13 protein-coding genes are annotated in these 11,267 nt (G+C 71.5%); 6 read left to right on the forward strand and 7 right to left on the reverse strand.

Annotation, left to right across the window (positions count from 1 at the left end; genetic code table 11):
- The first annotated feature begins 15 nt into the window (after positions 1-15).
- Both ABZT87_RS00240 and ABZT87_RS00245 read left to right on the forward strand, forming a co-directional pair.
- Positions 16-540: a SigE family RNA polymerase sigma factor gene (locus ABZT87_RS00240; protein WP_355132650.1), complete on the forward strand. Its 525-nt coding sequence runs from the start codon at positions 16-18 to the stop codon at positions 538-540.
- A complete protein-coding gene (locus ABZT87_RS00245) occupies positions 537-1,928 on the forward strand; it encodes a hypothetical protein (protein ID WP_355132652.1) in 1,392 nt (463 codons plus the stop codon). Before ABZT87_RS00240 ends, ABZT87_RS00245 begins: the two co-directional genes overlap by 4 nt.
- Here the strand turns inward: ABZT87_RS00245 and ABZT87_RS00250 are convergent.
- Together ABZT87_RS00250 and ABZT87_RS00255 are read right to left on the reverse strand one after the other, a co-directional pair.
- Positions 1,906-2,181, reverse strand: a complete 276-nt coding sequence (locus ABZT87_RS00250; protein ID WP_354855927.1) for a hypothetical protein — start codon at positions 2,179-2,181, stop codon at positions 1,906-1,908. The two genes, ABZT87_RS00245 and ABZT87_RS00250, sit on opposite strands and share 23 nt — an antisense overlap.
- A gap of 9 nt (positions 2,182-2,190) precedes the next feature.
- Positions 2,191-3,015, reverse strand: coding sequence for an SDR family NAD(P)-dependent oxidoreductase (locus tag ABZT87_RS00255; RefSeq protein WP_355132654.1), 825 nt, complete (start codon positions 3,013-3,015; stop codon positions 2,191-2,193).
- Between the two features lie 127 nt (positions 3,016-3,142).
- Here ABZT87_RS00255 and ABZT87_RS00260 point away from each other — a divergent pair, with 127 nt between their 5' ends.
- Positions 3,143-4,099, forward strand: coding sequence for a CoA ester lyase (locus tag ABZT87_RS00260; protein ID WP_354855926.1), 957 nt, complete (start codon positions 3,143-3,145; stop codon positions 4,097-4,099).
- Between the two features lie 76 nt (positions 4,100-4,175).
- Here the strand turns inward: ABZT87_RS00260 and ABZT87_RS00265 are convergent, their stop codons facing one another.
- Positions 4,176-4,673 carry a DUF4190 domain-containing protein gene (locus tag ABZT87_RS00265; protein ID WP_354855925.1) on the reverse strand — a complete coding sequence of 166 codons (498 nt, stop codon included), beginning with the start codon at positions 4,671-4,673 and terminating at the stop codon, positions 4,176-4,178.
- A 117-nt stretch (positions 4,674-4,790) separates the two neighbouring features.
- Between ABZT87_RS00265 and ABZT87_RS00270 the strand changes: the two genes are divergently transcribed.
- On the forward strand, positions 4,791-5,696 hold the full coding sequence (locus ABZT87_RS00270; protein ID WP_354855924.1) for an SDR family NAD(P)-dependent oxidoreductase: 906 nt from the start codon (positions 4,791-4,793) through the stop codon (positions 5,694-5,696).
- Between the two features lie 12 nt (positions 5,697-5,708).
- Here the strand turns inward: ABZT87_RS00270 and ABZT87_RS00275 are convergent, their stop codons facing one another.
- Complete coding sequence (locus ABZT87_RS00275) at positions 5,709-6,245, reverse strand: DUF4190 domain-containing protein (RefSeq protein ID WP_355066730.1); 537 nt, start codon at positions 6,243-6,245, stop codon at positions 5,709-5,711.
- Between the two features lie 176 nt (positions 6,246-6,421).
- On the opposite strand from ABZT87_RS00275, the gene ABZT87_RS00280 reads away from it, so the two are divergent.
- Entirely contained in the window at positions 6,422-7,618 is a 1,197-nt protein-coding gene (locus ABZT87_RS00280) for an acyl-CoA dehydrogenase family protein (RefSeq protein WP_354855922.1), read from the forward strand.
- Here the strand turns inward: ABZT87_RS00280 and ABZT87_RS00285 are convergent.
- Positions 7,599-8,339 carry a hypothetical protein gene (locus ABZT87_RS00285; protein ID WP_355132656.1) on the reverse strand — a complete coding sequence of 247 codons (741 nt, stop codon included), beginning with the start codon at positions 8,337-8,339 and terminating at the stop codon, positions 7,599-7,601. The two genes, ABZT87_RS00280 and ABZT87_RS00285, sit on opposite strands and share 20 nt — an antisense overlap.
- Here ABZT87_RS00285 and ABZT87_RS00290 point away from each other — a divergent pair.
- A complete protein-coding gene (locus ABZT87_RS00290; RefSeq protein WP_355132658.1) occupies positions 8,338-8,628 on the forward strand; it encodes a hypothetical protein in 291 nt (96 codons plus the stop codon). The two genes, ABZT87_RS00285 and ABZT87_RS00290, sit on opposite strands and share 2 nt — an antisense overlap.
- 107 nt (positions 8,629-8,735) lie before the next feature.
- Here the strand turns inward: ABZT87_RS00290 and ABZT87_RS00295 are convergent, their stop codons facing one another.
- Both ABZT87_RS00295 and ABZT87_RS00300 read right to left on the reverse strand, forming a co-directional pair.
- On the reverse strand, positions 8,736-9,143 hold the full coding sequence (locus tag ABZT87_RS00295; protein ID WP_355066732.1) for a CoA-binding protein: 408 nt from the start codon (positions 9,141-9,143) through the stop codon (positions 8,736-8,738).
- A 26-nt stretch (positions 9,144-9,169) separates the two neighbouring features.
- Entirely contained in the window at positions 9,170-11,236 is a 2,067-nt protein-coding gene (locus ABZT87_RS00300) for an intein-containing Rv2578c family radical SAM protein (protein WP_355132660.1), read from the reverse strand.
- Positions 11,237-11,267: the final 31 nt, after the last annotated feature.

An 11,267-nucleotide genomic window follows, 5' to 3' on the forward strand; every position in this document is an offset into this window, starting at 1 on the left:
GAGGAGGGCGATCCGTTGACGACTGAAGACCGCGCCCGGGACGGCTTCGCCGACTTCGTCCGGGCCGAGACCGCCGGGCTGACCCGGTTCGCATACCTGCTGACCGGTGACCGGCACCATGCGGAGGACCTGGTCCAGGTGGCGCTGGCTCGCGTCGCGGTGCGCTGGGAGCGGATCGAGGATCCTCCCGCCTATCTGCGCCGGGTGCTCTGCACCCAGGCCGCCAGTTGGTGGCGCTGGCGGCGGGCCCGTCCGGCGGAGCGGCTGGGCGGGGCGTTGCCGGAACGATCCGGTCCGGGTGACGACGCCGATCTACGGCTGGTGCTGTCGGCGGCGTTGGCTCGGCTGACCGTGCGGCAGCGCGCGGTCCTCGTGTTGCGCTACTACGAGGACCGCACCGAGTCGGAGACGGCTGAACTGCTCGGCTGCCGGGTCGGCACCGTGAGGAGCCAGACCCGCCACGCCCTCGGCCGACTCCGCGTACTCGCCCCCGAACTGGCCGAACTTGTCGGCCGTGACCCGCAGGAGGTGGCACGGTGACCGCCCGGCTCTCCGAAGCGCTGCGGCGCCTCGCCGACGACGTGCCGCCCGCGCGCGTACCGGCGGGGTTCTTCGACGCGGCGCGGACCCGGCACCGCCGTCGCCGGGCCGCCGTCGCGGGAGCGCTCGCCGTCCTGGTCCTGCTCCTGGGCACCGGGTACGCGCTGCACCCGGTCGCCCTGCCGATCCCCGCCGGCCCGAGGCACGACGCCCCTGGCCTGCCCACCAGACTCGTCGACCCGCCGCTGCGAACCGCCTCGGTGCGGGCCTCGGCACCTGGCTCGGCGGCGATGCTCTTCGGCGGTCCAGCCGTGCGCACCGATTGGTTCGAGACCCGGATGGGTGTGCTCGCCGCGGACGCCGACCGCTACCGGGTGCTGGACGCCGGTTCGGCCGTCGCGGGCTTCGAGGCGATGCTGTCCCCGGACGGCCGGTACGCCTCGATCGGTGCGACACTGCTCGACCTGCGGACCGGGAAGCTCACCCCGGATCGCACGGGCGGCTACCCGCTCGCGTTCGCGCCGAACGGGGAGCGTCTCGTCTACGCCGAGGACGACACGACGTTCACCCCGCCCAACAGCTACGGCACCCCGTACGTCGGTGTCTACGACCGCAAACTCGGCGCGGATGTGCTGCGGGTGCGGGTCGGGACGGCCTGGATTCCGCCCGGACGCACGGCCGCGCTCTCGCCCGACGGCGGGGAGTTGGCCCTCCAGGTCCGCGACGAGGTCTGGCTCACTCGGGTGGCCGACGCGGGCGCCGATCGGGTCGCCGAGCCGTACCGGAAGCTGCCGCTCGCCGGCGGCCGGCTCGCCGGGGCCGGGTCCTGGTCGCCGGACGGCGGATCGGTGGCGGTCCTGGATCGGTCCACCTGCGACGACTGCCCGGTGCCGTCCTTCCGGCGCACCTGGACGCTGGCGTTGCGATCCACCGTCGACGGTTCGCCCGTGGCCGGTGCCGCGTTCCCCCCGCTGCCTTCCCGCACGTTCGTGCAACTGCTCGGCTGGCGCTCGGCCGAGGAGGCGGTCGCGTTGGTCGGGGTGCCGGGGCCGGCGGCGGTGGACCGCCCGGACGACCACGACGTGGCCTGGGAGCCGTATCACGAGCCCGGAACGGAGGCGGTGGAACTCGTGGCGCTGCGCCGGGGCGCGCTCGCGCCGGAGGTGCTCTTCCGCACCCCGGAGGGCATCACTGAGCTGTCGGTCGCCGCCGACCTGGCGATCGACGGGGCGGTACGCGAATCCGGTCGCCCCGACTACGGGCCGCTGCCGTTCTGGGCGCTCGCGGCGGGGTTCGTGCTGGTGGTCCTGGTGGCGCTGCCCGTGCTGGGGTGGCTGCGGCGGTGGCGCGGCCGCCGTCGCCGGCCTAGCCCTCGTGCACCTCGATGACGCGGGTGGTCGGGGCGGCCTCGCCGAGGGCGGTGCGCAGGGCCGCCCGCTCCGGGTCGACCAGGAACGACTCGTAGCCGGCCCGCCCGTCGAAGGTGATCACGTGCACCTCGGCCCGCCCGTCCGTGCCGCGCAGCCGTCGTTCCAGCCGGCCACCGTGCCGGTCGAGCAGCGCCAGCACGGTGTCCTCGTAGCGCTGCCCGGCGGCCTCGGCCCCGGCCGGATACTCGACGACTGCGACAAGGGTCAGCATGACGCCACGCTATCGGTCGATGCCGACGGCCGTGGCGCTGGCTTCCCAGAGCCGGGCCGCGAGCTGCGGGTCGGCTGCCTTGCGGTACGGCCGGCGTGGCCGGCGGTTGTAGTAGTACGCCCCGTTGATGAGCCGGGCCGGATCCTGGTTGGCCAGCCAGACCAGCGTTTCGGCGCCCTTCTCGGGGCTGCGGAACGGCAGGAACCGCATACCGAACGCGACCATCCGGCTGTCGTTGGCGAACCGCGTACGCACCACGCCGGGGTGGAAGCTGTGCGTGGGGATGTGCGGCCAGCGGCGGGCCGCCTCGGCGGCGAACAGAATGTTGGCCTGCTTGCTGGTGCCGTACGCGGCCATCGACCGGTAACGGCGCAGCGGCTTGTTGAGGTCGGCGGGGTCGAGCCCGCCGTAGCGGTGCGCGCCCGAGGCGGTCACCACTATCCGGCCCACCCGGTCGGCGAGCAGGTTGGTCAGCAGGAAGGGGGCCAGGTGGTTGGCCTGGATCGACAGCTCGAAGCCGTCGACGGTGGTGAGCGGTTGGAGCGCGATGGCCCCGGCGTTGTTGGCCAGCACGTCGATCCGGTCGTACGCGTCGCGCAGCCGCTCGGCGAGCCCGCGTACGTCGTCGAGCACCGCGAAGTCGGCCCGGAACAGCTCGGGACGCTCGCCCGAGGTCTCCCGTACCCGTTCCGCCGCGGCCTGCAGGCGGGCCGGATCCCGTCCGACCAGCACCACCTGGTCTCCGCGGCACGCGAAGCTCACCGCGGCGGCCAACCCGATGCCGGAGCTTGCCCCGGTCACCACCACCAGCCGACGCCCAGTGAGATCTTCCACAGGTCCATTCACCCCGGTCATGGCGCGAGGTTACCGTGACGTCACCACGCCCTTTGGGATCGTTAAGTTTTCTTCGGAGTCAGGTGGCGTCGGCGTGCTCGCCGATCGCTGGAAGAGGAGCGCATTCATGGCCGCAGTCGGTCGTCCCCGCCGGTCCTGCCTCGCCGTGCCGGGTTCCAGCGTCAAGATGCTCGGCAAGGCGCAGGGTCTCCCCGCCGACCAGGTCTTCCTCGATCTGGAGGACGCCGTGGCGCCGCTGGCCAAGCCGGATGCGCGCAAGAACATCGTGGCCGCCCTCAACGACGGTGACTGGGCCGGCAAGACCCGGGTGGTCCGGGTCAACGACCTGACGACCCCGTGGACCTACCGGGACGTCATCGAGGTGGTAGAGGGCGCCGGCGCGAACCTGGACTGCATCATGCTGCCAAAGGTGCAGAACGCCGCCCAGGTGCAGTGGCTGGACCTGACGCTCACCCAGATCGAGAAGACGATCGGCCTTGAGGTAGGCCGGATCGGCATCGAGGCGCAGATCGAGAACGCGGCGGGTTTGGTCAACGTGGACGCCATCGCGGCCGCCTCGCCGCGCGTGGAGACCATCATCTTCGGCCCGGCCGACTTCATGGCGTCGATCAACATGAGGTCGCTGGTGGTCGGCGGCCTGATCCCGGACTACCCGGGCGACCCGTATCACTACATCCTCATGCGGATTCTGATGGCCGCGCGGATGCACGACAAGCAGGCCATCGACGGCCCCTTCCTGCAGATCCGCGACGTCGACGCGTTCCGCGAGGTGGCCAAGCGCTCGGCGGCGCTGGGCTTCGACGGCAAGTGGGTGCTGCACCCGGGCCAGATCGACGCCGCCAACGAGATCTACCAGCCGGCCCAGGCCGACTACGACCACGCCGAGCTGATCCTCGACGCGTACGAGCACTACACCTCGGAGGCCGGCGGCAAGCTCGGTGCGGTCATGCTCGGCGACGAAATGATCGACGAAGCGTCCCGCAAGATGGCGCTGGTCATCGCCGCCAAGGGCCGCGCCGCCGGGATGAGCCGTACCTCGTCGTTCACCCCACCGGCGCAGTGACGCCTCGGGCCGGGTCGGTCGCCGCCGGCTGCCGATCCGGCCTACCAGCCGGCGGTACGCGGACCCGACGACCGAGTCAGTAGCTGCTGTCGCTGCCGGCGCCCGTCGTGACCGCGAAGACGATCGCGACGACGTAGAACGCGATCGCCAGCACCATCAGCGCGGTGACGATCCAGCCGACGATGATGCCGGCCTTCGCCATTCCCTCGCCGCCCTCGCCGCTGACCCGGATCTGCTTCTGCGCCACATGGCCGAGGATCGCCCCGATCGGCGCGGTGATGCCGCAGGTGGTCAGGCCGGCCAGGGCCAGCACGAGCGCCGCGATGGCCAGCCCGTTGGTCTTCGGCGGTGGCGGGTACCCGTAACCGGGGTGCGGCGGGTAGCCGGGCGGCGCGTACGCGCCCGGCGGCAGCTGCCCACCCGCGTACGGGTCGACCGGCGCGTACGGGTTTGCGGGGCCGGGTTGGGTCGGTATCGGCTGGCCGGCCACCAGGGTCGGGTCCGGCGGCGCGCTCGACGGTTGAGCCGACCAGGTGGGGTCGGTCCAACCGCCGGGGGGTGGGGGATTGGTCATGCGAACTCTCCGTCGGCTCGGGTGCGCCGTCAGAGTAGCCAGGGGTGCCTAAACCCGATGGCCCCGCTCCCGGGTGCCGCGTTGCTCGGGCCGGTCGTAACGGGCAGGATCCCTGGCATGGCAATAGACGCGCGCGCCGCGGACCGTTCCGGCAGCCGACCGCGACGGGACGTGAGCCGTCCGGGTGCGGGCCGCCGCGGTCGGGCGGCCACGCCGGCCGGCGCACCCGGCCCCGACGAACCGGTCGCACTCACGGACCCGGTGACCATGCGGCTCGACGGTCGGGTCGCCCTGGTGACCGGGGCCGGCAGCCCGGACGGCATCGGCTACGCCACCGCCCGGCGGCTGGCCGACCTGGGGGCGCGGGTGGCCATCGTCAGCACCACCCGGCGCATCCACGAGCGGGCCGGTGAGCTGGGGGCGACCGGGTTCGTCGCGGACCTGACCGACGAGTCCGAGGTCGGCGCGCTGGCGGACGCGGTCGCCGAGCAGTTGGGTGACGTCGAGGTGCTGGTCAACAACGCCGGTCTGGCCAGCCGGGCCAGCCAGGGGGTGCTGCGTCCCGTCGCGCAGCTGACCTACGACGAGTGGCGCGGCGAGATCGACCGCAACCTGTCCACCGCGTTCCTGTGCAGTCGCGCGTTCATCGGCGGGATGGCCGAGCGGGGCTGGGGGCGGATCGTCAACCTGGCGGCCACCGCCGGGCCGGTCAACGCCCTGCCCACCGAGGCCGCGTACGCCGCCGCGAAGGCCGGCGTCGTCGGGCTGACCCGTGCGCTGGCCATGGAGATGATCGCCGACGGGGTGACCGTGAACGCGGTGGCGCCCGGCACCATCTACACGGCGGCGTCCACGATGGCCGAGATCAAGCAGGGCCTGGGCACACCGGTCGGTCGACCGGGCACCCCGGACGAGGTAGCCGCGGCCATCAGCTTCCTCTGCTCGCCGGCGGCCTCGTACATCACCGGCCAGATGCTTGTGGTGGACGGCGGCAACAGCGTCCGGGAGGCGCGCTTCCGCTGACGGCCGGGCGGGTCAGTAGCCGCCGCTGTCGCCCGTGTTGCTGAAAATGACCAGCGCCAGCCAGCCGCAGCAGGCCAGCAGGGTCAGCGCGGTGAAGGCGTAGCCGAGGATCAGCCCCCAGGTGGCGAGCTGGTCGCCGTCCTCGCCGCTGGTGCGGATCTGTCGCTTGGCCACGTGGCCGAGCACGGCGCCCGCCGGGGGGAACACGAAGGCGAACACCAGCGACAGGATCGCCAGCACGTTGGTGCCCCGACCCGGGCCGGACGGCGGCGGGCCGTACTGGCCGTAGGGGCCCTGCGGCGGGTACGGCGGCTGCTGCCCCCAGTGCGCCGGCTGGTGCGGCTTCTGCTGCTCGTACGGCGACGGCTCGTCGGCGGGGGGCCCGTACGGCGAGCGTTCCGGCGACCCGAACGACGACTGGTCCGGCGGCGGCGGGTACGGCGACTGGCCGGCCGGCGGTGGCGCGTACGGCGACTGGTCCCGGGGTGGCTCGTAGGGTGACGGCGGCGGCTCGTCCCCCGGGGGGCCCGACGGTGGCGGGTAGCTCACGGCTGTCCTCCTCCTGCCGGTGCCGGAAAAGTCCTTCTTGCCGGACGGTACCCGCAGCGGTGAACCTTTTCACAGCGGTTGTGTGGACTGGTCACCTTGGCCTTGCCGACCCGGAGGCCGATACTGACCGAGCGTTCAGTTACCCATGAGTAGTGCGCTGATCCCCGGAGGCTGAGATGGCCCGACTCGCCCAGACGCCCGGCCTGACCGATGTGCAGCGATCGATCCTGGAGACCGTCCGGGAGTTCGCCGACAAGGAGATCATCCCGCACGCCCAGCGGCTGGAGCACGCCGACGAGTACCCCACCGACATCCTCGACGGGATGCGCGAGATGGGGCTGTTCGGCCTCACCATCGACGAGGAGTACGGCGGGCTCGGCGAGTCGCTGCTCACGTACGCCCTCGTGGTGGAGCAGCTGTCCCGGGGCTGGATGTCGATCTCCGGCATCGTCAACACCCACTTCATCGTGGCGTACCTGATCTCCCAGCACGGCTCGGCCGAGCAGAAGGCCCGCCTGCTGCCGAAGATGGCCACCGGCGAGGTGCGCGGCGCGTTCTCGATGTCCGAGCCGGAGACCGGCTCCGACGTCTCGGCGATCAAGTCCCGGGCCGTCCGCGACGGCGACAGCTACGTGCTCAACGGGCAGAAGATGTGGCTGACCAACGGGGCGTACTCCTCGGTGGTGGCCACCCTGGTCAAGACCGACACCGGCGCTGAGTCGGTGTACGGCAACATGAGCACCTTCCTGCTGGAGAAGGAGCCGGGCTTCGGCGAGACCGCGCCCGGCCTCACCATCCCCGGCAAGATCGAAAAAATGGGTTACAAGGGCGTCGAGACCACCGAGATGGTGCTCGACGGGGTGACCGTGCCCGACTCGGCCATCCTCGGCGGCGCCGACAAGGTGGGCCGCGGCTTCTACCAGATGATGGACGGCATCGAGGTGGGCCGCGTCAACGTGGCCGCCCGCGCCTGCGGCATCTCCATCCGCGCCTTCGAGTTGGCCGTCGCGTACGCCCAGCAGCGCAAGACCTTCGGCCAGCCGCTCGCCAGGCACCAGGCGATCGCGTTCAAGCTCGCCGAGATGGGCACGAAGATCGAGGCCGCGCACGCCCTCATGGTCAACGCCGCCCGCCTCAAGGACGCCGGCCAGCGCAACGACGTCGAGGCCGGGATGGCCAAGCTGCTCGCTTCGGAGTACTGCGCGGAGGTCGTGCAGGAGGCGTTCCGCATCCACGGCGGCTACGGCTACTCCAAGGAGTACGAGATCGAGCGGCTGATGCGCGAGGCCCCGTTTCTGCTCATCGGCGAGGGCACCTCGGAGATCCAGAAGACCATCATCTCCCGTGGCCTGCTCAAGGAGTACAAGCTTTGAGCTGCCCCTGGTCCGGCTCGATGGCCAACTCCCTCGGCCGGAACCGGTAGTCCTCGAGCGCGGCGATCAGCCGGTCCTCCGGCACCGCCGTGCCCCGGCCGCCGACCACCGGCGCCGGCCGCAGCGACTGCCAGACCGCCGGCCGCAGCCGCACCCCGTTCAACCGGCCGTCGCGCCGGTGCGGGCTGACCCGGTCGATGTTCGTCCAGTCCACGATCTGGCGGCCGTGCCGGATCGCGCTGGCGGTCAGCGCCAGCCTTCCGGTGAAGCGCGTCTCCTCGTAGACCCCACGACCGAGCCAGGCCGCTACCCCGACGGCGAGCACCGGCCGCGTCAGGTCGACCCACCGGCCGTGCGGGGGCAGGCTGGCGATCAGCCACCCTCCGATCGCGATCAGCGTGGTCGCACCGGCCGCCAGGTCGACCCACCCGGCGAGCGACCGGCGTGCCACCAGGCCCGGTTCGACGGCGTCCAGGCCGGAGACACGCTCCCGCCAGCGCAGATGCCCGGTCCGCCGCGGCCACCACCGCCCGGTCAGCCACCGCATGCCGAACGCCGACCAGACCGCCAGGCTGGCGGTGGACGGGTTGATCCGAGGGAGCGCAAGCAGCCCACCGGCGACCCCGGCCGTCACCACCAACCCGGCCGTCAGAGCCAGGATCCGGCGCGGCCAGAGCCCGTTGCCCAGCGCCGGTACGCGGCCGCGCCGCGGGATGACCATGCCCGCAGCGTACGACCACCGGGAAACCCGTATCGAGGATGGACGCGCGCGGCCTAGAGTCGGTCAACGGCTCCTGAACGACGGACTCGACGCGGTACTGGCCGATGGCGACCAGTACGAGAAGGACGTCGTGGCGACCGGCTTCCTCGAATCCTTACTGGCCGCGGCAGATCGGGGCTTCGACCTTCGTCGGGTGTGGCACGAGCTGGGCCCACGATCGCAGCAGTACTGCCGGGACTGGAACGCCTTCGCAGGAGTGCGGTCGCCGGACTTCATGCGGCCAGCCTGACGTTCGTTGCGCCTTCCTCGTGGTGGCCGACGAGCCACCCTCGGCTGGTCCGGTCCGTCCGGCCGGCAGCCAGCACGAACGGCCGAGCCCGTCGGACCGACGCGGGATCAGCCGAGCCGGGTCAGGCCGGCGGCGGCGCGCTCGACGATGAGGCAGCGGTCCTCGACGTAGTCCATCCCGGCCGCCTCGGCGATCCGTCGCGCCTCGGCCGAGACGATGCCCAGTTGCAGCCAGACGGCCGGAGCGCCGATCGCCGCCGCGTCCCGCACGACCTGCACGGCGTCGGCCGCCGGCCGGAACACGTCCACCAGATCCACCGGGTGCGGGATGTCGGCCAGCGTCGGGTACGCCCGCTCGCCGAAGAGTTCGTCGACTGTCGGGTTGACCGGGATGATCCGCCAGCCGTACTGCTGCATCTGCAACGGCACGCCGTGCGCGGCCTTGCGCGGGTCGCGCGACGCGCCGACGACGGCGATGACGGCGGAGTCGGCGAGGATCTGCTGAGCGGTGCGCACCCGCCGACTGTAGCGCCGCCTGCTGGCTAGAGCAGGGTCAGCTGCTCGGCGGCCGGCGGTGGGGGCGGCTCGGGCAGCCGACGGTTGTCACCCACTTCGCCCCGGTGCAGCCCGTGGCGGCGGGCCGCGATCCGCACCCGGGCGGTCAGCTCCCGCTGGTACGCCTGCGGGGCGTACGCGCCGGCCCGGTAGAGCTCGCGGTAGCGGGGCGCGAGGTGCGGGTGCTCCCGAGCGAGCCACTGCGCGTACCACTCCCGGGCGCCCGGGCGCAGGTGCAGCGCCAGTGGCGTCACGCTGGTCGCCCCGGCGGCCGCGATTGCCGACACGGTGGCGTCGATCGACTCGTCGCCGTCGCTCAGCCCGGGCAGGATCGGCGCCATCAGCACCCCGACCTCGAAGCCGGCGTCGGTGAGCCGGCGGACCGCGTCGAGCCGGCGGCTCGGGTGCGGCGTGCCCGGCTCGACGCCACGCCAGAGCTGCTCGTCGACGAAGCCCACCGAGTAGGAGATGCCGACCCTGGTCACCTCGGCGGCCTGGCGCAGCAGCGGCAGGTCTCGCAGGATCAGCGTGCCCTTGGTCAGGATCGAGAACGGGTTGGCGAAGTCGCGCAGCGCCGCGATGATCTGCGGCATCAGCCGGTAACGGCCCTCGGCCCGCTGGTAGCAGTCCACGTTGGTGCCCATGGCCACGTGCGCGCCCCGCCACTTCGGCGCGGCCAGCTCCCGCCGTACCAGCTCACCGGCGTTGACCTTGACGATCACCTGCCGGTCGAAGTCCGCACCAGCATCGAGATCGAGGTAGGTGTGAGTATTTCTCGCAAAGCAGTTGTGGCTGACCACTCCGTTGGCGATGAAGTCGCCGGTGCCGGTGGTGATGTCCCACAGCGGCAACTCCAGCCCGAGCGCTTGAATGTCGACAACCCTGAGTGCGGCCCTGCATTTCAGAGCGGCACCCGCGATCGAACGCTTGCGAGTGATGGCCGGGTCGGTCAGGTGGAAGAAGCGCAACCGCGCCGGGAGACCGCCGGTCAGCCGTACATAGCGCAGGCGGTTCGTCCGCCTCCGGTCCTCGAGGACGGTGGCGAATCCAAAGGCGCGCAGTGCTTCCGTCGTGTGGCTGAGGACCTGATCGTCGCAGTTGGCGATTCTCAGGATGCCCTGGCTGCAACTGCCTTCGGCATCGAAGATGCCAGCAAGGAACCCTCGTTGCCAGTCAGGAGTCGAATGCTGCGGCCATTGGACGATCTCCCTGATTGCATCGACCTTCTGCTTTCCCGAGGCGCGGATCGCCTCCATCGGCCGCCGGTCGGGCCTGGCCTGGCCAAAGGAGGTGCGGCTTGTGTCGACGCCCTCTTCCTTCAGATACCGCTCGGTACGATCGAGGGCCTCGCTGTCCGCGAGCGCCAAGCGGAACTGGTGACTCCAGCTCCTGCCTGTGGCGTAGGTGCCTATGGTTCCGTCGCCGCGCACCATGCCGCAGAGATAGCCGCGACGGTAGTCGTGGGAGGCCTTCGGAGTTGTCTCGAACGCCCCAGTGCCGATCAGGCGATTGTTGGTGGTGAGGTAGGGCCGTTGATCGGCGCCGAACATGCCGCCGGTGATGTGTTTCCAGCCTCGCTCCGTCAGGAAGCGGTGGTCCCCGCTGGCGACGAGCGTCGTGCCGTCCTCCAGGGTGACGCGATAAGCCGGTTTCACGGTGGACCACTTGTCGAGGACGGTGGTGACGACGTATCGGCGGTAGGCGCCGCGTCGCTCGGTCCCGTAGATGCGGTCGCCCGACTCCAGCTCGCTGATCGGTTTCGTGCGTCCGTCCGCCATCAGAATGGGGGTGTCGCCCGATACGCAGTAAACACAAGCATGACTGCATCCTCGGTACGGGTTGATCGTCCACTCGAAGGGCACGCGGGACTGGCCGGGCACCCGGTTGAGGATGGACTTGGCCTGCACCTCGTGAAAGGTCATCCCGGCGAACTCAGGGGTGTCGAAGGTGCGCACGATGGCGCCGGGCAGCGCCAGCGGCAGGGGTGGCGTCGCTGGCGCTGCCCGCTCGGGCTCTCCCTCAACCGGGGGAGCGGTGAGGTTGTCCCAGCGCATGGCCACTATTCGAACACGTGTACGAGGCCCG

It is taken from the genome of Micromonospora sp. NPDC005237 (genome assembly GCF_040607775.1).
In the GTDB taxonomy this organism is placed as follows: domain Bacteria; phylum Actinomycetota; class Actinomycetes; order Mycobacteriales; family Micromonosporaceae; genus Micromonospora.

What these genes read in the sequence shown, in the direction of transcription:
- ABZT87_RS00290 (WP_355132658.1), top strand. Translation starts at nt 8,338, where the DNA reads ATGCCCGCAGCGTACGACCACCGGGAAACCCGTATCGAGGATGGACGC.
- ABZT87_RS00285 (WP_355132656.1), bottom strand. Translation starts at nt 8,339, where the DNA reads ATGGTCATCCCGCGGCGCGGCCGCGTACCGGCGCTGGGCAACGGGCTC.
- ABZT87_RS00300 (WP_355132660.1), bottom strand. Translation starts at nt 11,236, where the DNA reads ATGCGCTGGGACAACCTCACCGCTCCCCCGGTTGAGGGAGAGCCCGAG.
- ABZT87_RS00265 (WP_354855925.1), bottom strand. Translation starts at nt 4,673, where the DNA reads ATGACCAATCCCCCACCCCCCGGCGGTTGGACCGACCCCACCTGGTCG.
- ABZT87_RS00250 (WP_354855927.1), bottom strand. Translation starts at nt 2,181, where the DNA reads ATGCTGACCCTTGTCGCAGTCGTCGAGTATCCGGCCGGGGCCGAGGCC.
- ABZT87_RS00260 (WP_354855926.1), top strand. Translation starts at nt 3,143, where the DNA reads ATGGCCGCAGTCGGTCGTCCCCGCCGGTCCTGCCTCGCCGTGCCGGGT.
- ABZT87_RS00270 (WP_354855924.1), top strand. Translation starts at nt 4,791, where the DNA reads ATGGCAATAGACGCGCGCGCCGCGGACCGTTCCGGCAGCCGACCGCGA.
- ABZT87_RS00280 (WP_354855922.1), top strand. Translation starts at nt 6,422, where the DNA reads ATGGCCCGACTCGCCCAGACGCCCGGCCTGACCGATGTGCAGCGATCG.